16 protein-coding genes and 1 pseudogene are annotated in these 18,510 nt (G+C 48.6%); 10 read left to right on the top strand and 7 right to left on the bottom strand.

Annotation, left to right across the window (positions count from 1 at the left end):
* Positions 1 to 36: 36 nt before the first annotated feature.
* Positions 37 to 1,293, bottom strand: a complete 1,257-nt coding sequence (gene hemA, locus DT73_RS05615) for a glutamyl-tRNA reductase (protein ID WP_036105254.1) — start codon at positions 1,291 to 1,293, stop codon at positions 37 to 39.
* Between the two features lie 190 nt (positions 1,294 to 1,483).
* Here hemA and lolB point away from each other — a divergent pair, with 190 nt between their 5' ends.
* From lolB to dauA, 4 genes are all read left to right on the top strand, one after another.
* Positions 1,484 to 2,107 (top strand): lipoprotein insertase outer membrane protein LolB, encoded by a 624-nt coding sequence (gene lolB, locus DT73_RS05610; RefSeq protein ID WP_036105544.1) that lies wholly within the window; start codon positions 1,484 to 1,486, stop codon positions 2,105 to 2,107.
* Positions 2,104 to 2,961 carry a 4-(cytidine 5'-diphospho)-2-C-methyl-D-erythritol kinase gene (gene ispE / locus DT73_RS05605; protein ID WP_036105251.1) on the top strand — a complete coding sequence of 286 codons (858 nt, stop codon included), beginning with the start codon at positions 2,104 to 2,106 and terminating at the stop codon, positions 2,959 to 2,961. The genes lolB and ispE overlap by 4 nt, the downstream gene beginning before the upstream one ends.
* 131 nt (positions 2,962 to 3,092) lie before the next feature.
* Positions 3,093 to 4,040 (top strand): ribose-phosphate diphosphokinase, encoded by a 948-nt coding sequence (gene prs, locus DT73_RS05600; RefSeq protein WP_146211492.1) that lies wholly within the window; start codon positions 3,093 to 3,095, stop codon positions 4,038 to 4,040.
* A gap of 120 nt (positions 4,041 to 4,160) precedes the next feature.
* Positions 4,161 to 5,855, top strand: a complete 1,695-nt coding sequence (dauA, locus tag DT73_RS05595; protein WP_072006905.1) for a C4-dicarboxylic acid transporter DauA — start codon at positions 4,161 to 4,163, stop codon at positions 5,853 to 5,855.
* 61 nt (positions 5,856 to 5,916) lie between these two features.
* On the opposite strand, the gene ychH is transcribed toward dauA, so the two are convergent.
* A complete protein-coding gene (gene ychH, locus DT73_RS05590) occupies positions 5,917 to 6,192 on the bottom strand; it encodes a stress-induced protein YchH (protein WP_036105245.1) in 276 nt (91 codons plus the stop codon).
* Between the two features lie 330 nt (positions 6,193 to 6,522).
* On the opposite strand from ychH, the gene pth reads away from it, so the two are divergent.
* The 3 genes from pth (at position 6,523) to DT73_RS05575 (ending at position 9,774) form a co-directional block, all read left to right on the top strand.
* Positions 6,523 to 7,104, top strand: coding sequence for an aminoacyl-tRNA hydrolase (gene pth, locus DT73_RS05585; protein ID WP_036105540.1), 582 nt, complete (start codon positions 6,523 to 6,525; stop codon positions 7,102 to 7,104).
* A gap of 167 nt (positions 7,105 to 7,271) precedes the next feature.
* Positions 7,272 to 8,366 carry a redox-regulated ATPase YchF gene (gene ychF / locus DT73_RS05580; RefSeq protein ID WP_036105242.1) on the top strand — a complete coding sequence of 365 codons (1,095 nt, stop codon included), beginning with the start codon at positions 7,272 to 7,274 and terminating at the stop codon, positions 8,364 to 8,366.
* Positions 8,367 to 8,580: 214 nt separating this feature from the next.
* The gene (locus DT73_RS05575) at positions 8,581 to 9,774 is read left to right on the top strand and encodes an integrase arm-type DNA-binding domain-containing protein (protein WP_036105239.1); all 1,194 of its coding nucleotides are present in this window, start codon (positions 8,581 to 8,583) and stop codon (positions 9,772 to 9,774) included.
* Positions 9,775 to 10,101: 327 nt separating this feature from the next.
* On the opposite strand, the pseudogene DT73_RS26715 reads toward DT73_RS05575, so the two are convergent.
* The 5 genes and pseudogenes from DT73_RS26715 to DT73_RS05555 form a co-directional block, all read right to left on the bottom strand.
* Positions 10,102 to 10,194: pseudogene (locus DT73_RS26715) on the bottom strand (histidine phosphatase family protein); the annotation flags it as partial.
* 165 nt (positions 10,195 to 10,359) lie between these two features.
* Positions 10,360 to 11,235: a LysR substrate-binding domain-containing protein gene (locus DT73_RS05570; RefSeq protein ID WP_036105236.1), complete on the bottom strand. Its 876-nt coding sequence runs from the start codon at positions 11,233 to 11,235 to the stop codon at positions 10,360 to 10,362.
* A gap of 98 nt (positions 11,236 to 11,333) precedes the next feature.
* Positions 11,334 to 12,467, bottom strand: a complete 1,134-nt coding sequence (locus tag DT73_RS05565) for a M20 family metallopeptidase (RefSeq protein WP_036105233.1) — start codon at positions 12,465 to 12,467, stop codon at positions 11,334 to 11,336.
* Positions 12,464 to 13,255 (bottom strand): Asp/Glu racemase, encoded by a 792-nt coding sequence (locus DT73_RS05560; protein ID WP_051691278.1) that lies wholly within the window; start codon positions 13,253 to 13,255, stop codon positions 12,464 to 12,466. The genes DT73_RS05565 and DT73_RS05560 overlap by 4 nt, the downstream gene beginning before the upstream one ends.
* A 16-nt stretch (positions 13,256 to 13,271) precedes the next feature.
* On the bottom strand, positions 13,272 to 14,612 hold the full coding sequence (locus DT73_RS05555; RefSeq protein ID WP_051691277.1) for an alanine racemase: 1,341 nt from the start codon (positions 14,610 to 14,612) through the stop codon (positions 13,272 to 13,274).
* 380 nt (positions 14,613 to 14,992) lie between these two features.
* Between DT73_RS05555 and DT73_RS05550 the strand changes: the two genes are divergently transcribed.
* The 3 genes from DT73_RS05550 to DT73_RS05540 all read left to right on the top strand — a co-directional run bounded on the left by DT73_RS05550 (position 14,993) and on the right by DT73_RS05540 (position 18,420).
* Positions 14,993 to 15,784: an ABC transporter substrate-binding protein gene (locus DT73_RS05550; RefSeq protein ID WP_036105230.1), complete on the top strand. Its 792-nt coding sequence runs from the start codon at positions 14,993 to 14,995 to the stop codon at positions 15,782 to 15,784.
* A gap of 91 nt (positions 15,785 to 15,875) precedes the next feature.
* Positions 15,876 to 17,402 (top strand): amino acid ABC transporter permease/ATP-binding protein, encoded by a 1,527-nt coding sequence (locus DT73_RS05545; RefSeq protein ID WP_036105218.1) that lies wholly within the window; start codon positions 15,876 to 15,878, stop codon positions 17,400 to 17,402.
* 40 nt (positions 17,403 to 17,442) lie between these two features.
* Positions 17,443 to 18,420, top strand: a complete 978-nt coding sequence (locus DT73_RS05540; RefSeq protein ID WP_036105205.1) for a hypothetical protein — start codon at positions 17,443 to 17,445, stop codon at positions 18,418 to 18,420.
* Positions 18,421 to 18,510 lie beyond the last annotated feature (90 nt).

The following is an 18,510-nucleotide window of genomic DNA, read 5'->3' as shown; positions in this document are numbered from 1 at the left end:
AAGATTACCTTTATAAAAAGAGAAATGAGAAAAGAACTAATCCAGCCCGAGGCTGTTGCGCAGGAGTTGCAGGCGTTCTTCATCGCCATCGCGGGCGGCCTGCTGTAATGCTTTGGTTGGGGTATGGATTAATTTTTGTGTCAGTTTGCGGGCGAGATCCTGAACCACGGCATTGGCATCTTCCCCCTGAGCCAGGGCAGCAAGTGCACGTTCAGCCAGATCATCACGAACATGCTCAGCATGAGCACGGAAATCCCGAATTGTCTCTGTCGCGCTCTGCGCACGCAGCCACGACATAAATTCGCCCGTTTCCTGGGTAACAATGGCTTCAGCCTGCTGCGCTGCTGCCTGGCGTTGTGCCATATTGTGTTCAATGATGGACTGAAGGTCGTCCACACTATAGAGGTAAGCATTGGGCACATTGCTGACTTCTGGTTCGACATCACGCGGAACAGCAATGTCAACCAGCAAAACGGGCTGATTCCGGCGTTTTTTCATAGCACGCTCAACCATTCCTTTACCGATAATAGGTAAAGGACTGGCAGTAGAACTGATGATGATATCAGCCTGATATAACCGTTCATCGACATCGCCAAGAGAGATAACCTCTGCTCCCACTTCCTGAGCAAGCAGTTGCGCCCTTTCCCTAGTACGATTCGCGATTATCATTTGTTTGACTTTATGTTCACGCAAATGCCGTGCGACCAGCTCAATAGTTTCGCCTGCGCCCACCAGCATAACGGTTACAGAAGACAGTGACTCGAAAATTTGCCGGGCAAGCGTGCAGGCAGCAAAAGCGACAGAGACCGCACTTGCACCAATTTCTGTTTCGGTACGAACACGTTTCGCCACTGAAAACGACTTCTGGAACATTCTTTCCAGCTCGCCAGACACAGAGTGTTCACGCTGTGAATCTGCAAACGCTTTTTTTACCTGACCAAGAATTTGCGGTTCACCCAATACCAGGGAATCCAGGCCACTGGCAACCCGCATTAAATGGCTGACAGCATCATTATCTTTATGCCAGTACAGGCTTTGGCGAACATCTGCTTCGTTCAGTTGATGGTAATCACACAGCCAGCGCACCAGTTGCTCTTGCAAGTCGCTTTGCTCTTCAACACTCAAATACAGTTCAGTACGGTTGCACGTTGATAACACCACACCACCCTGTACCTTTGGCTGCGCAAGCAAGCTATTAAGCGCATGATCAAGGGTCTCCGGCGTGAACGAAACACGTTCCCGCAAAGAGACTGGGGCTGTTTTATGGTTAATACCTAACGCTAATAGAGTCATTTCTGGCGAGTAGTACCGACATCACTATGGATTTCTGGATGCATCATACAATATGCGTCATATCAATTAAAGTAAGCTACCGCTTTCGGAGTAATAGATAATTTCATGATTTATGACAACTTGCCCATAGACGCTATGGCCTGTGGGCGATAGCATGCGTGCAACTGACCACAAAAGGGATGTCATTGTGATAACTTTTTCTTCTGCCCGGCTGTTACGCCTGGTCCCGCTTGCCAGCCTGATGCTGACTGCCTGTGCACTTAACTCACCGAAACAACCCGGGAAAAGCCCGGACTCCCCACAGTGGGTTCAACGTGAAAACGCCATTAAAGCAGTAACGCAATACCAGACCCGCGGCGCGTTCGCTTTCCTTACAGAGCAGCAAAAAGTTTATGCCCGCTTTTTCTGGCAACAAACTGGAGCTGATAAATACCGCCTGTTGCTCACCAACCCGCTTGGCAGTACAGAGCTGGAGCTGAATGCACAACCAGGCCAGGTTATTCTGGTTGATAACAAAGGCAAACGTTATGTTTCTGACGACGCCGAAGAGATGATTGAAAAACTGACAGGTATGTCGATTCCGCTGCAAAGCCTGCGCCAGTGGATGGTTGGCTTACCCGGCGATGCAACTGACTATACTCTGGACAGCCAGTATCAGTTAAATACTCTCAATTACACAGTGAACGGCAAAACCTGGCACGTTACTTATTCCGGTTACAATACGAAAGTGACGCCTTCGCTGCCCAACAATATGGAATTAACTAATGGTGACCAGCGTATCAAATTAAAAATGGATAACTGGATTATTAAATGACAACGTTGTGGCCAGCACCCGCTAAACTGAATTTATTTCTCTATATTACTGGCCGCCGTGCGGATGGTTACCACAACCTGCAGACTCTGTTTCAGTTTCTGGACTACGGCGATACGGTTGGGGTAACCGTAACGGATAATGGGCAGATACAGTTACAAACACAGGTAGCTGGTGTGCCTGAAGAAGAGAACCTGCTGGTACGGGCTGGGCGTTTATTGCAAGGCTATGCACTGAGCAAGGGGCAGATTGCGGCCTCTTGTGGCGCGCAGTTGTCAGTTGATAAAAAACTCCCGATGGGTGGCGGCCTTGGCGGTGGTTCATCCAATGCTGCAACAGTTTTGGTTGCACTAAATGCGCTCTGGCAGGCTAATCTTACTGAAGATGAATTAGCCACACTGGGTTTGCAACTGGGTGCAGATGTGCCTGTTTTTGTGCGTGGGCACGCAGCCTTCGCCGAAGGTGTCGGCGAAGTACTCACGCCTGCCACACCTGCTGAAAAATGGTACTTAGTGATTCACCCTGGTGTGAGCATATCCACACCATTAATTTTTACTGACCCGGAGTTGCCCAGAAATACGCCTGTAAGGTCTCTGGACACGTTACTAAAATGTGAATTCAAGAATGATTGCGAAGTTATCGCAAGAAAACGTTTTGGCGAGGTTGATAGAGCGCTTTCCTGGCTGTTAGAATACGCGCCGTCGCGCCTGACTGGTACCGGTGCATGTGTTTATGCTGAATTCAACACAGAAGCGGAAGCCCGTCAGGTTCTTGAGCAAGCCCCGCAATGGTTACAGGGTTTTGTGGCAAAAGGGCAAAATCTTTCGCCGCTCCTTCGCAGCCTTCGGGGAATCTGAGTGCAGGTGACAACGTCACCCTTGTTCCAGACGTTGCATGCTGCGCTTAATTAATACACCGGATGGTGAAAAACGGCCCCCATAAGTTACTTTCGCCATCCCACACTGGACGCATGCCTGAGGTTCTTCTCGTGCCTGATATGAAGCTTTTTGCTGGTAACGCCACACCGGAACTAGCACAACGTATTGCCAACCGCCTGTATACTTCTCTCGGTGACGCAGCTGTAGGTCGTTTTAGCGACGGCGAAGTAAGTGTACAAATTAACGAAAATGTTCGCGGTGGTGATATTTTCATCATCCAGTCCACTTGTGCTCCCACCAACGATAATCTGATGGAGCTGGTTGTCATGGTTGACGCCCTGCGTCGTGCATCTGCAGGCCGTATTACCGCCGTGATCCCCTACTTCGGCTATGCCCGTCAGGATCGTCGCGTGCGCTCCGCTCGTGTTCCTATTACAGCAAAAGTTGTTGCTGACTTCCTGTCCAGCGTTGGTGTTGACCGTGTTCTGACCGTCGACCTGCATGCTGAACAAATTCAGGGTTTCTTTGATGTCCCGGTTGATAACGTTTTCGGCAGCCCGATTCTGCTCGAAGATATGCTGCAACTGGAACTGGATAACCCCATTGTGGTTTCTCCGGATATCGGCGGCGTAGTGCGTGCCCGCGCCATTGCCAAACTGCTGAACGACACCGACATGGCGATTATCGATAAACGTCGTCCTCGCGCTAACGTTTCTCAGGTAATGCATATCATTGGTGATGTTGCTGGCCGCGACTGCGTATTGGTCGACGACATGATCGATACCGGTGGCACCCTGTGTAAAGCAGCTGAAGCACTGAAAGAACGTGGTGCAAAACGTGTTTTTGCCTATGCCACTCACCCGATTTTCTCAGGCAACGCTGTAACTAACCTGAAAAATTCCGTCATTGATGAAGTGGTGGTGTGCGATACCATTCCTCTGGCACCGGAAATCAAAGCACTGCCAAACGTGCGTACTCTTACCCTGTCTGGCATGCTGGCTGAGGCGATTCGCCGCATCAGCAATGAAGAATCAATCTCTGCAATGTTTGAACATTGATAGAGTGATTTACGTAAAACCCGCTCAGGCGGGTTTTTTTTGTTCCATATTTATTTTGTAATACTAATTGCCTCCTTCACTGGTGTGACCACCTTGTGATGCGCATCTGGGTGCTGGATTGTGAAACGATCAATTTTTTCTCACCTTATGCCGTTCTATGCAGTAAAAGAAGCTTGCGTGCAACAAAAGTACACGCTGGCACGTTTTTACCGTGACCTGTTAGCTGGCCTGACGGTTGGTATAATAGCCATACCATTAGCAATGGCACTTGCCATTGGCAGTGGGGTTGCTCCGCAATACGGGTTATATACATCAGCCATTGCCGGTATTGTGATTGCCATTACAGGAGGCTCGCGGTTTAGTGTCTCTGGCCCGACCGCGGCATTCGTTGTTATTCTCTATCCGGTATCGCAGCAATTTGGCCTGGCGGGCTTGTTGATTGCCACTATGCTCTCTGGCTTTTTCTTAATTTTATTTGGGCTGGCTCGTTTTGGCCGGCTCATTGAATACATCCCGCTTCCAGTTACGCTGGGTTTCACTTCGGGTATCGCCATCACCATTGCCACCATGCAAATCAAAGATTTTTTTGGTTTAACACTGGTCCATGTCCCTGAGCATTACCTGAATAAACTCTTCGCACTGATAACAGCCCTTCCTACCCTAAACTGGGGCGATACCCTGCCAGGGGTTGTGACACTGGGTACGCTAATTTTGTGGCCACGTTTAGGGATCCGTTTGCCTGGTCATTTGCCTGCACTGGTTGCCGGTTGCGCGGTAATGGCAGTGGTTAAAATGATGGGTGGGGATGTAGCAACAATTGGGTCACGCTTTCACTACCTGTTGCCCGATGGCAGCCAGGGGAATGGTATTCCGCAGGTTTTACCTCAGCTAATGCTCCCCTGGACTCTGCCAGGCAGCAGCTTTACGCTTTCCTGGTCCACTGTTCAGGCCTTATTGCCTGCAGCATTCTCAATGGCGATGCTGGGAGCTATTGAATCCTTACTGTGCGCCGTGGTTCTCGACGGTATGACGGGAACCAAACATAATGCCAACAGTGAATTACTTGGGCAGGGCTTCGGTAACGTCATTGCGCCATTCTTTGGGGGGATTACAGCAACAGCGGCTATAGCCCGTTCTGCCGCTAATGTGCGTGCCGGGGCAACTTCACCTGTTGCAGCAATTATCCATGCAATTCTGGTATTGCTGGCAATTTTACTCCTTGCTCCCTGGCTTTCCTGGCTGCCGCTGGCTTCAATGGCCGCGTTGCTGCTGATAGTTGCCTGGAACATGAGCGAAGCGCACAAAGTCATTAACTTATTCCGCCGCGCTCCGCCAGATGACATTATCGTGATGTTGCTGTGTATGTCGCTCACGGTACTGTTCGATATGGTTATCGCCATCAGCGTAGGGATTGTGCTTGCATCACTATTGTTTATGCGGCGCATCGCGCAAATGACCCGCCTGGCGCCCGTTACTTTACCGTTACCGGATACCGTGCTGGCAACCCGTATCACTGGCCCGTTATTCTTCGCCGCTGCAGATGGCATTTTTGAGCAACTGACCGCGCAATTGCCGGGTAAACACGTAATTGTGCTCAACTGGTATGGTGTCACACTATTAGATGCTGGCGGGCTTGCAGCCCTTGAGCGGTTTATCAGCCGGTTACCTGAAGGAACAGAGTTGCGCATCTGTGAGTTAGGCTTTCAACCTCTGCGCACGCTGGCTCGTGCAGGCGTGAAACCGATTGAAGGTAAGCTTACCTTCTTCCCCGGTTTTGATGATGCAGTAAAAGATATCGTGCATACTCAGGTGTAATAAAACAGCGCGCCCCAGCCAGAAAGCAGGCTGGGGCGCATAATAATAAGCTAAGAACAATTTAGCTGTGGCGATGCTGTTTACGCTGGCAACGCTTATCAAAGTGGCGAACCCACCAGTAGCGGTCGGCAACTGCCTCGTGACCACTTACCCGCGCACCAACCAGCCAAAGTATGGCTCCCGCGAATATACTAAAAATAGCGCCATGGCCCAGCATCTCAGAAATATTCAATTGAGGTAACTGATTCAGGACGGAAACACCAACCCCGGCAACCATCACCACGAGACCAAACCCCATTAAGAAATTGCCGAGTAACGAAGCGTTTTTACGTTTCATATGTCACCTCCGGTAAAAAGTGGTTCGGTGGGGCTTCCCCCTCCTTTGTCTAAAGTATAAGCAGAACAAACTGACACAGTGTGCGTACAGGATCACAATAATGGCTTTAATATGACAAAATTTTACAAATAACTATTTGAATAAATGTATTTAATAATGATTGCCTCCATAAATTATCCATTTTTACTCCCATTATTTTCCCCTAAGTACGTTATCTGGACGTGCTGTAAAAAACAGTCCCGGGGCAGACCGCAATACCCGAACGTATTTTGTCATCTCCGTGCCGACCCGCTAAAATACGGCGCACTTATTTAATGCAGGAAGATGCATGTGGCTATTAAGTTAATTGTAGGGCTGGCGAACCCTGGCGCGGAATACGCCGCGACCCGCCATAATGCTGGTGCATGGTATGTTGATTTACTCGCACAACGTCATAACCAGTCTCTGAAAGATGACCCGAAGTTTTTTGGTTATTCTGCGCGTATTCAGGTTAACGGGAATGATGTCCGGTTGCTGGTTCCAACTACGTTTATGAACCTGAGCGGCAAAGCAGTCCTGGCGATGGCGAGCTTTTATCGCATTATGCCGGATGAAATTCTTGTCGCCCATGATGAGCTTGACCTGCCGCCCGGGGTAGCGAAATTCAAAACAGGTGGCGGCCATGGCGGCCATAACGGCCTGAAAGATATCATTAGTAAACTGGGTAATAACCCTGGGTTCCACCGCCTGCGAGTGGGTATTGGTCACCCAGGTGATAAAAATAAAGTCACCGGTTTTGTGCTGGGTAAACCACCACTATCTGAGCAGCAAGCTATTGATGCGGCTATTGATGAAGCCGTGCGCTGCACAGATATCTTATTCAAAGATGGCCTTACTCTGGCAACAAACCGCCTGCACGCCTTCAAAGGCTAGTTGTTTGCCACACTCTGGCGCGGTTGCACCGTTTTTTGCTGGCCGCGCCACACATGCAATTGCCGCCCTTAGATTGCGCTTTGTGTGTATAATAGGTATCAGACTATTTTATTCTTCATCAGGTTAATTATAACCCTTTGATTTAAGTGATTAAGGTGATCTAAACCATGGGATTCAAATGCGGTATTGTCGGCTTGCCGAACGTGGGTAAGTCCACATTGTTCAACGCACTCACTAAAGCGGGAATTGAAGCCGCAAACTTTCCGTTTTGCACCATTGAGCCAAACACTGGTGTTGTGCCCATGCCAGACCCACGCCTGGATAAACTGGCAGAAATTGTTAAACCACAGCGTATTTTGCCTACCACAATGGAATTCGTTGATATTGCCGGGCTGGTTAAAGGCGCATCCAAAGGTGAAGGCCTTGGTAACCAGTTCCTGACGAACATCCGTGAAACTGAAGCGATTGGTCACGTTGTGCGTTGTTTTGAGAACGACAACATCATTCACGTGAACAATAAAGTTGACCCGGCTGACGATATTGACGTTATTAATACTGAACTGGCGCTGTCTGACCTGGACACCTGCGAACGCGCCATTCATCGCGTTCAGAAAAAAGCCAAAGGTGGTGACAAAGACGCCAAAGCTGAACTGGCTGCACTGGAAAAATGCCTGCCACAACTGGAAAATGCCGGTATGTTGCGTGCACTCAAAACACTGACAGATGAAGACAAAGCGGCTATCAAATACCTGAGCTTCCTGACGCTGAAACCGACGATGTATATCGCCAACGTCAACGAAGATGGTTTTGAAAACAATCCGTATCTGGACACAGTGAAAGAAATTGCCGCAGCAGAAGGCTCTGTCGTGGTTGCCGTGTGTGCTTCTGTTGAGTCAGATATCGCCGAGCTGGATGATGCAGACCGTGACGAATTTATGGCGGAACTGGGCCTCGAAGAACCCGGCCTGAACCGCGTAATTCGTGCAGGCTATGAACTGCTTAGCCTGCAAACCTACTTCACCGCGGGTGTGAAAGAAGTCCGTGCATGGACTATCCCGGTTGGTGCTACTGCGCCGCAGGCCGCAGGTAAAATCCATACCGACTTCGAAAAAGGCTTTATCCGCGCGCAAACTATCGCTTATGAAGACTTTATTACCTATAAAGGTGAACAGGGTGCGAAAGAAGCCGGTAAAATGCGCGCTGAAGGGAAAGACTATATCGTTAAAGATGGCGATGTTATGAACTTCCTGTTTAACGTCTAAATAAAACCTGTTGTCTCATGAGGTTTCGCTGAATCTCATAACAACGAAAAAACCCTATAAAATCCACGCAATTGTGTGGATTTTTCATTTCATAATGTCTCAAATCATCTCGTAACAACGCTGTCAAAAATGAGTACATAGATGAGTACAACATTCTTCCATCTTCATTTTAAGTGAGTACAATAACGGTATAATAATTAAACAAGGCCCCGTTATGCTCACCGATACGCAATGCCGCACTGCCAAGCCGAAAGAAAAACTCTATCGACTCAATGATTTCAACGGTCTCTACCTCGAAGTGAAACCCAATGGCAAAAAGGCATGGCGCTATCGGTTTAAACTCAACGGTAAATCCAGCATGTTTGCGTTGGGTGAATACCCAACGGTCAAACTTGCAGAAGCCCGCGAGAAATGCGAGCAAGCGCGTAAGCTAGTCGCAGATGGAGTTAGTCCGACACAGGCCCGTCAGTTAGATAAAATCCGCAAGGTCAATGACGCATGTAACACCTTTGAGCTAATCGCCAAAGAGTGGTTGCAGATGAAAGACTGGGCCGAAATCACCAAAACGCGCCGACTGGATATGCTTGAACGAGTGGTTTTTCCCGCAATCGGTAAGCTCCCAGTCAGGGAGATCACTCCACATCACATTCTTAAAATTCTTCAGGAAACGGCTAAGCGCGGAGCTCCGACCGTTGCCGCTGAAGCCCGTCGAACCATTTCATCTGTTTTTGAGTTGGCAGTAGCGACTCTTAGAGCTGATAGTGATCCTGTCTGGCCCGTGCGCAAGGCTCTTCCGGCCAATAAGACACAGCACAAACAAGCACTGAATCCTCAGCAAATCGGAAAGTTATTAAGCTGTTTTGACAATAGTCGTGGCTCGTACCAGGTCAACTATTGCATGTGGCTTATGTGGTGGACATTAGCGCGTCCTGCAGAAGCCACCGGAGCGGAATGGATAGAATTCGATCTTGATAACGCCCTGTGGACCATTCCGGCAGCGCGGATGAAAGCCCGCAGAGAACACGTTATTCCCCTACCCTTCCAAGCTATCAAAATGCTCAGAACACTGCAGGGATTAACCGGGCATCGGCAGCACCTTTTCCCGGGCAGAGATAATCCGCTAGGTCCAATGACATCGCACTCGCTGCGCCAGCTACTTAAAAGCCTCGGCTGGAGTGGCATTTATAGCCCCCATGCAACCAGAACTACAGGAAGTACGCGTTTAAACGAAATGGGCTATCAGCCTGATGCTATCGAGGCTCAGCTTGCCCATGCTGATACCAATAATGTTCGCCGCACATATAACCACGCGACTTATCTTGATGAACGCAAAGTGATGATGCAAGAATGGGCTGATTTACTTGATGGATGGGTAAGCAGCACTCGCAGCGGTGCGGATGTTTCGTAAACGATGATGCATTGGTGTGTTGTTATTGATAAATAAATATTATTTTTATAAAAATAATAAAAACCACAATTTAGCCTATATTTATTTAACTACCTGATTTTACGAATATTGTTTGCCATGCTCTTCTGCCGGTATATTCTCTCTGGATTCCATCCATTAACACAGAGCACGATTCACTGCGGGAACACGAGTTCGTTCCGCGCCACAGTGTCACCATTCACTCCACCTAAACACACCTTTACCTACGGCAGATTAGAGTCAACATAGGAAGTCGCACTTGTATCAGGAAGACTCTGGCAGAATGGGTTTTAAATGTTTGAACGTCATCTATCGCTCAAGTTGAAGCAAGTGTGTAGCAATTCCCCACCTGACAGCGCTACATTTTCCATTAATTAGATCGAAAACAGAGTAACTCGCGTTGGCTTGCCTGACCAGTTCCATTTTAAACTCAGGGGAAATAGCATTTTCGGGGTAGTCGTTCTTTGGCGCGCATTAGGTGTCCAACTGCAAAATAAGTGAGTGCTTAAGTTACAGGATAGTGAATTCAGAGCCAGACAGTATTGAGGCGATGCTTACTGATAGACTCTAAGTGTTGTTGTTTCTTTGGCAAACATAAGCAAACCACTGACAAAATGCCTGTGTAGACCCGTTGCTTTCGTTATCTGACAGAAGATAATACCCTTCATTATCCAGCGTAGAGGTTTCAGACAGGATAACCAGATCACCACTGGCAAGTTCACGGCGAAACACTTCTGTAGGGCAAAGTGCCACACCATGGCCTGCAATCACAGCTGTCGCCAGCAAGTTGAAGTCCTGATATACCGGGCCGTGGCTGAGATTTTCTGGCCGGTATCCTGCTTTTATAAACCAGTCTTCCCATGCGGAAATCACTTCATCATGGAGCAATATCGCGTTATTTAGCCGGGCGTCACACAGGCTGTTCTCAAGATAGCGAGGGCTGGCAACGGGTTTATTAATCCGGGAAAAAAGACGTGTTGAAGAAATATCGTCGGCCTTGATATTTTGATGCGTGATTAATACATCATGTTTTTCAGGATCAAAGGATTCATGGGCACGCGAATAAGCCACTTCGATCGTTATTTTTGGATGGAGTTCAGTAAACTCTGCGAGTGCAGGAATAAGCCAGCGTGTGGCAATGGATGGAATACAGGCGACAGAAATAGCATTACGGTCTTTGCGTATGCGTAACGTTTGCGATGACACGGAGATAATGCCCAGCGCCTGTTGTATTGCCTGGTAATACTGTTCACCCGTCGGGGTTAATATAACGCCCCGGCCCGAACGTTCAAACAGACGTCGGCCGAGCCAGGCTTCCAGTTTTTTTATCTGCCCACTGATCGCAGCGTGTGTCACGCACAACTCTTCCCCGGCTTTAGAAATACTAAGAAGTCTGGCCGTGGCTTCAAAAGCACGTACTGCGTTCAGCGGGGGAAGAATCATCTGGCATCACTGTGGTCAGGTTAGAGACTGAGCATACTGTGTTTCGCTCAGTGAAGTCTATAACATGGGGCTACCCGGGGCGTTCGGACCATGTGCGTTTATTCCGCCCTCAGATAAGACAACGCGACTCGTTCAAAAATACGTGCCGAGGTTTCCAGTTTATTTATCCAGACATATTCATCGACGGCACCGCTCATTCCGACTTCCCCCGGGCCAATAATGACCATTGGCAGATTAAGTGGCGGGGCAATAATAGCAGCATCAGAGTAGTAAGCGACACCATCCGGGCCCGGGTTTTCAACCCCTTCAGCTGTACAGGCCGCGAGGCATTGCTCAACGAAAGGATGATCATCCGGGGTATCGACAGGCAGTTTAACATCCTGTTGTTCAATGCGAATATGTGGCCCGGCGATGGCCTCAAAAGCAGCCTGTACCGAATCAGGGCATTGCCCGGGAACCAGACGGATATCAATATCGGCAGAAGCCACATCCGGGATCAATGGAAACGCTACACCACCACGTATCATTCCGATGTTGATTGTCGGCGGGCCGATATGTCGGTGTACTGGTGCATCGAGGACCAAGTCATGCGCCTTATCCAGAAAACGAGCGAGACGAACAATTGCATTCCCCCGATCTCCGCCACGTCCTTCGGAAAACGCATTATGCCCATATTCACCCTGTGCAATCGCACGTAACCACAGCGCACCTTTTTCAGCGACAAAGGCCCGGTTGCCCGTTGGCTCAGACACCAGTAAAGCGCCAACACCATTAAAGTGCCCGTCAGCCAGCAACCTCCTTGCCCCCAGACAATTTGAGTTTTCTGCTGCAGAGAATGTCAGCACCAGATCACCTTTGAGCGTCTTACCGGAACGGGCAATATTCAACATCGCAACGGTCATGGCCGCCATTCCACCTTTCATATCTGTCGACCCGCGACCATACAGTCGGCCGCCTTTAATGTCACCGGCGAAGGGGTGAACCTGCCATTTATCAGCGTCGACACCAATCGTGTCAAAGTGAGCAGAAAATGCCAGCGCCGGGCCTTCACCTGTACCGCGCAGGCGAGCCACAAGGTTTGTGCGGCCAGGTGCAATTTCATAGACCAGCGGTTCAATACCTTCTTTTCGCAGTACGCGGGCGACCTCCATGGCGGCCAGTCGCTCATTCCCGGGTGGATCTATGGTATTTTGGGCTATCAGCGCTTGTGTTAATGCCAGTGTTTCACTCATTTACTTTCCTCCAATGAATTCAGTAATCGCCCATAGCCGGGAATGTTTTTCTGGCAACCAGACAAACGCAGTGCGTGCCAGAATGCTGCCTGATTGCTGACAACAACAGGAAGACCGGTTTTTTCTTCAATTTCATCAATGACATTGAGTGCTTTGGTCCCCGTGCAGGAAATAAACACCGCATCGACATCCGATAAGTCAGATGAAAGTACAGCATCAACAAAAAAATTGGCCGGAATAGAACCTATGGTATGGTCCGTGTCATAACCGGCAACACGTACTGAACTGAATGTGATGCCGTTCTCTGCTAAAAACGCCATCACGTTTTCAGTCATTTGGACGGTATAAGGGGTCACAAGCGCAATGCGCCTGGCTTTAAAGAAGCGTAATGCTTCCAGGGCCGCTGTAGCCGGGTTGGTAACACAAACCCCGGGACGGCCTTGCTGAATGAGTGTACTGACACGTTCAGGACCAATCAGCGTGGATGCCGATGTACAGCCAAAAACGATAGCATCCAGTGTCGACTCTGGCAGCAACAAACTGGCAGCGGGTGCGAGTTCATCAGCCAGCGCCAGAAATGTTCTGTCGCTGTTGGGGGTTTCCAGATAGATACGCGTGGAAAAAACGCCCATACTGTCATCCGGAACCATGTGGTGAAAATCGCGCTCAATAACCGGGTCGGTTGACAACACGATTAGTCCAATTCGGGCTGAATAGCCGTAGGGTTCTTCCAGCCCGACAGTTGCCTGGTGAACAACGGGTTGACATTGATGCGTGGAAATTGTCATGCAAAAACTCCTGAGATCAGAAGAAGGTACTTATGGCACCAGTTACCTGGTACTGAGCGTTTACCTGAAGTAAGCAGCGCCACTTATCAAACGTGGTGCAGGCGTGGGAAATACCGAAGCCAATCAAGTCACCTATCTGTAATGGGCTGTTATCAGGTATGTGCAGATAAGCGTGCTGGTCATTGAGTTTTGTCACTCTGTGCCCGTCCGATAACGGTTGTGGAACACGCATTTCACCGGGCCTGAGCCAGTACAGGGGGGCAGGGAGTTCCCAGTCATGCGAAATATCTCGTTTGCCGAGGGTGGCGAACCCCAGATTTTTCTCTGGGCGTGATTGTAATGCCGCCCAGACTTCAAGTGCGCCTTCTGGCACGTTGGCAGCCAGGTCATGCGCCTGTGGTGTGCGCTGAACAAGACGTTGAAAAGCGCGTTTATACGCGATGCTGTCACTGGTGATATAACACCCTGAGCGGATAACAACCCGCACGGGATGACGGCTGTGAAACTGTTTTAATGCGCTGCATAAATCAAAAAACTCGGTGCCTCCTGCGGTGAGGATAAGTTCATCGCTTTCCCAGAGCGCTTCTGCATCGCATGCAGTTGCACAATCAAGCATGCCTGTAACCATTGACTTTACCGCAGATTCCCTGGCATCTTGGTCATGACCTGAGACTATCCCTTCGTAACCCTCAATGCCTGAGAAGTGTACGCCAGGCTGTCGGCGGATATAGCGGGCGAGATACAGTGCATCCTCGACCTGACGCAGCCCCGTTCGTCCGCCTGTTACTCCCAACTCAACCAGTAATCGCAAGGGCGCAGGCAACTCACGCTGAGTACAGGCAGCAACCAGTTGATCAACATTGTCCTGGCTGTCAACAATAACCCACAACTGCACCGCAGGGTGAAGCTGTAATGCACTCAGTACCATCTGGATATTACCTTCACCGACTAACTGGTTCGCCAGTAAGATCCTTCTGAACCCCAACTGCACAAAAAAGACGACTTGTTGCGCGGTTGCCGCAGTTATTCCCCAAATACCGTCTTCCAGTTGCATTTGAAATAGTTCCGGTGCCAGTGTCGTTTTACCGTGCGGGGCAAGACTGATACCGGTGGCTGCGAGGTATTCGCGCATCCATTTTCGGTTTTCTTGCATGATGTCGTCGCGGAGAATGGCGAGAGGCACAGGTAAACGATGATCACCAAGGTAATACCCGGCATCGCCAATCTTGCCTGTAATACCGGTGTAGTCTGCCGGAATACCTTTACAGTGTATTCCGACAGGCGTATTTCGCATGCGTTGTATGTGAGCAGTAAACGTTTTCTGATCACATGATTGTGGGTCGGGAAAAGGTTTCATAACGGGCTCCTGTGGCCACCTGTTCAGTGAATTAAAAACACGTAAAGTGTAATGAGTCACAGCCGCTTTCAACCAGCAGGATTTTCTTTGATAGATATAAGTTTTTTTTACATATGATTATTTGAATATAATTAACTTAATGTTTAATAAGTAATTTTATTTTTTACACTATGAACATGTTAGTTAAATTAACATAAACCAGAGATTTTATAGTTTGTCCTTCTCTGGCCAGTCATTAATAGTAAGGACTGAATACCATATGAGGAAAACAGGCATTTATCTGGGCTACCGTCGGGAGTACGAATAACCCGAGTGGCTATCCCCTGTCAGGACAGAGATAAAACAGGCAAGCACTGAACCTTCAATGAGGAGACACAGCAATGAAAAAATTTCTGAAAAGCGCATTAACATCGCTATTGTTTATTGGTCTTAGTGCGCAGGCTCAGGGTGAGCATGTACTGCGTGTGGGGAGTGACATTACATCACCACCGTATATTTATTATGATGCGCAGAAACAACCAGCAGGGTTTGATGCAGAATTTATGCAGGCGCTGGCCAGGGCGGGGAATTTTACCTTGCAATTTAATGATACCCGGTTTGAAAATCTGATTTTAGGGCTGAATGCCGGAAAATTTGATGTTATTGCCTCGTCAATGTTCATTAAACCTGAGCGGGCAAAAGTTATCGATTTTATTCCTTATGCTGACGCCGGGCTGGGTTTCCTGGTGAAAAGTAACAGTACTTTCAAACCAGAAACACCTCTGGCATTGTGTGGTAAACGTGTCGGTATTATTAAAGGTGCGGCTTACATTAGCACACTAAGTAAAGTGTGTGCTGATACAGGGAAAACGATTGATATCCGTGAGTTTCCAACCTCTGCAGAGGCCAGTCAGGCAGTGATGTCGGGAAATGTTGATGCACAGGCGGATGATGTGGCGGTATTAAAAGTGGCGGTTGATAAGACTAACGGACGACTGGTAGTGAGTACCAAATCAGTGTTATACCCCGTGGTGCTGGGCATCGGTATTTCTAAACAGCACCCAGAAATTAAAGCCAAACTGGAGTCCGCGTTCACCATTATTAAAGGTAACGGCGTCTACCAAAAACTATTGAGTAAATATCATCTTGCCAGCCCGACGGCTGAACAATATGAGGCAGCAATAGGTAAATAACGACGCTGTAATGTATCACGTCTTTTTAAAAAGTGTGTGTGGTAATTGCTCTGCATACACTGTTTGTTCAGTGACGGTATGAGATAACGCAATGACTAATTTTGACTGGCAATATGTTGTTGGCCTGTTCGCCGATACGGATTTCTGGAAAGCAAGCGTTACGGTGGTAATACTTTCTGTGCTGACGTGGGTTAGCGGATTGTTTATTGGGCTGGGTATTGCTCTGTGCAAAGAGTCGAGAAAAGGGTATTTACGGACTGCCGCATCAGGTTACATCTGGTTTTTCAGAAGTTTACCATTATTGGTTTTGCTAATATTTGTATATAACCTCCCTCAGTTATTTCCTTCAACAACGGTATTTTTATCTAATCCGTTTATTGCCGGGTTAATTGCATTAATTGCCAGTGAATCTGCCTACATTGCTGAAATTCATCGTGGTGGATTGTTGGGGGTTCCCCGGGGGCAGCATGAGGCGGGTAAGGCACTGGGTATCAGTTACTGGGGGCGGTTACGTCTGATCATTGTTCCACAGGCATTTCGTATTGCCTTGCCGAGCCTGTCAAATGAATTTATCACCATTGTCAAACTGACCTCACTGGTCTCGGTGATTTCTCTGAATGAGATATTGTTGGTAGGTCAGCGCCTGTACACCCAGAATTTTAAGGTCATTGATACATTAGTGGTTGTTGCTGTTTTTTATGTATTGATCGTCAGTGTGTTCAATTTTTTGATTCACCATCTTGAACGCTGGCTTGATGTGACAAAGGTGCGCACAGTGGACAATGGTCAGAATGGTCAGGTTAGCGTGTCAGCTTGTGAACCTGTTGTTCCTCTGTCGTTCCCCCGCACACCTCCCTCAACACGTAATCCGGTTGTGATTTCAATAGAGCATATTGTAAAAAGTTTTAGTGGCAGAGAAGTACTTAAAGATGTGAACATCCGGATTCGCCAGGGTGAAGTTCTGTCGGTTATCGGGCCGTCAGGGTCCGGGAAAACAACACTGATTCGTACCATTAATGCGTTACAGGATATTGATGAAGGTGTGATACTTTTTGATAACCGTGAGTGGATCGGCGCACATCAAAATACCTATCGACTGGCCGTGGATTTTGAAAAACGCATTACAGATATCGGTATGGTATTCCAGAGTTTTAATTTATTTCCACATATGACAGTTCTGAAAAATGTCACTCTGGCTTTGCATTATCATCATAAAGCACATGGGAAAAATGCCGAAGACAGGGCCCGGCAGGCACTGCAAAAAGTGGGCATGCTGGCGCACGCACAGAAATATCCGCATCAACTTTCTGGAGGGCAGCAACAACGTGTCGCGATTGCCCGCGCAGTGGTTATGGAGCCGCGCGTGATGTTGTTCGATGAGCCAACTTCGGCACTGGATCCGGAAATGGTCAACGAGGTGTTGCGTGTTATTGAAGACCTTGCACGGGAAGGGATGACCATGATTATTGTTACTCATGAGATGCGTTTTGCCCGACGAATATCAGATCGGATTATTTTTATGGAAAATGGCGGTATTGTTGCGGATGACTCGCCTGAACATTTATTTACCAGCCAAAACCCTCGGATAGCCGGTTTTTTACAACCGTCTTCAGAATAATCGGTGTTTGTTATATTCTTTATCAGGAGAGTGATATTTTATGCTACCTAAAGTAATTTCAGCTGAACAGCTCATTCACGCTGTTTGTTTTGATAACAATGTGATTATGGCTATTGAAAACGCCTTTGCATCCCTGGCCAATGATGCACCTGTCGTCATGCCGCCAGTGATGCAAATTAGCGTCGCCCGCCACCACGGGCAAACCTGTGTGAAATCAGCTTATGTACCCGGGGCATCCCATTTTGTCGTTAAACTGGCGAGTACCTGGCATGATAATCACCTGTCAGGACTGCCAAACAGCAGTGGACTGATGCTCGCCTGCCGGAGTGATACTGGCAGAGTCGATGCGATTCTTCTCGATAATGGCTACCTGACGGCATTAAGAACACAAGCTGCCGGAGCCGTCGTTGCCAAATACCTTTCTCGTGAAAGCAGCACTGTTGCGGGTATTATCGGTGCCGGGCGGCAGGCGGGACTGCAATTAGCCGCATTGCTGGCTGTTCGGCCAATTAATAAGGCGCGAGTGTGGTCACCACAACTGGCTCAGACTACACTGTTCTGCGAGAAAATGTCAGCGCAACTGGGGATTGATGTGCAACCTGTGGACCGGCCGGAGTTGGCAGTGCGTGGTGCAGATATTATTGTAACGGCGACACCAGCAAAACAGCCAATTGTTCAGGCAGACTGGCTAAGCTCTGGCCAGCATATTACGGCAATGGGTGCCGATGCGCCGGGTAAGTCAGAGCTCTTTCCTGATGTTCTGGCGAAGGTGACGCGGTATGTGGCCGACAATAAGCAGCAGTGCCGTACATTGTCGGAACTCTATATGGCGCAGGTTTCAGGTAAGATAACAGAGGACTATCCTGTCATTGAAATCGGCGATGTTATTGCCGGGGGGAAGCCCGGACGGCTTGGCGACCAGGATATTACACTGGCCGATTTAACCGGTCTTGGAGTGCAGGATACGGCAATCGCCATGCTGGCCATGAAGCAACTGGGATTATGTGATATTAACTAAGTTACGATGATATACCCCCGGATCAGAATGACATGGGGCCAAAAAAAAGGCCCGAAATAGCTATCCATGCGGGCCTTAAACACCTGTTCT

It is taken from the genome of Mangrovibacter sp. MFB070 (genome assembly GCF_000705335.1).
Lineage (GTDB): Bacteria > Pseudomonadota > Gammaproteobacteria > Enterobacterales > Enterobacteriaceae > Mangrovibacter > Mangrovibacter plantisponsor.
The sequence above is the reverse complement of the archived record's forward strand: the minus strand, read 5'-3'. Positions and strand labels throughout refer to the sequence as shown.

What these genes read in the sequence shown, in the direction of transcription:
- hemA (WP_036105254.1), bottom strand. Translation starts at nt 1,293, where the DNA reads ATGACTCTATTAGCGTTAGGTATTAACCATAAAACAGCCCCAGTCTCT.
- ispE (WP_036105251.1), top strand. Translation starts at nt 2,104, where the DNA reads ATGACAACGTTGTGGCCAGCACCCGCTAAACTGAATTTATTTCTCTAT.
- ychH (WP_036105245.1), bottom strand. Translation starts at nt 6,192, where the DNA reads ATGAAACGTAAAAACGCTTCGTTACTCGGCAATTTCTTAATGGGGTTT.
- ychF (WP_036105242.1), top strand. Translation starts at nt 7,272, where the DNA reads ATGGGATTCAAATGCGGTATTGTCGGCTTGCCGAACGTGGGTAAGTCC.
- DT73_RS05575 (WP_036105239.1), top strand. Translation starts at nt 8,581, where the DNA reads ATGCTCACCGATACGCAATGCCGCACTGCCAAGCCGAAAGAAAAACTC.
- DT73_RS05570 (WP_036105236.1), bottom strand. Translation starts at nt 11,235, where the DNA reads ATGATTCTTCCCCCGCTGAACGCAGTACGTGCTTTTGAAGCCACGGCC.
- DT73_RS05565 (WP_036105233.1), bottom strand. Translation starts at nt 12,467, where the DNA reads ATGAGTGAAACACTGGCATTAACACAAGCGCTGATAGCCCAAAATACC.
- DT73_RS05560 (WP_051691278.1), bottom strand. Translation starts at nt 13,255, where the DNA reads ATGACAATTTCCACGCATCAATGTCAACCCGTTGTTCACCAGGCAACT.
- DT73_RS05555 (WP_051691277.1), bottom strand. Translation starts at nt 14,612, where the DNA reads ATGAAACCTTTTCCCGACCCACAATCATGTGATCAGAAAACGTTTACT.
- DT73_RS05550 (WP_036105230.1), top strand. Translation starts at nt 14,993, where the DNA reads ATGAAAAAATTTCTGAAAAGCGCATTAACATCGCTATTGTTTATTGGT.
- DT73_RS05545 (WP_036105218.1), top strand. Translation starts at nt 15,876, where the DNA reads ATGACTAATTTTGACTGGCAATATGTTGTTGGCCTGTTCGCCGATACG.
- DT73_RS05540 (WP_036105205.1), top strand. Translation starts at nt 17,443, where the DNA reads ATGCTACCTAAAGTAATTTCAGCTGAACAGCTCATTCACGCTGTTTGT.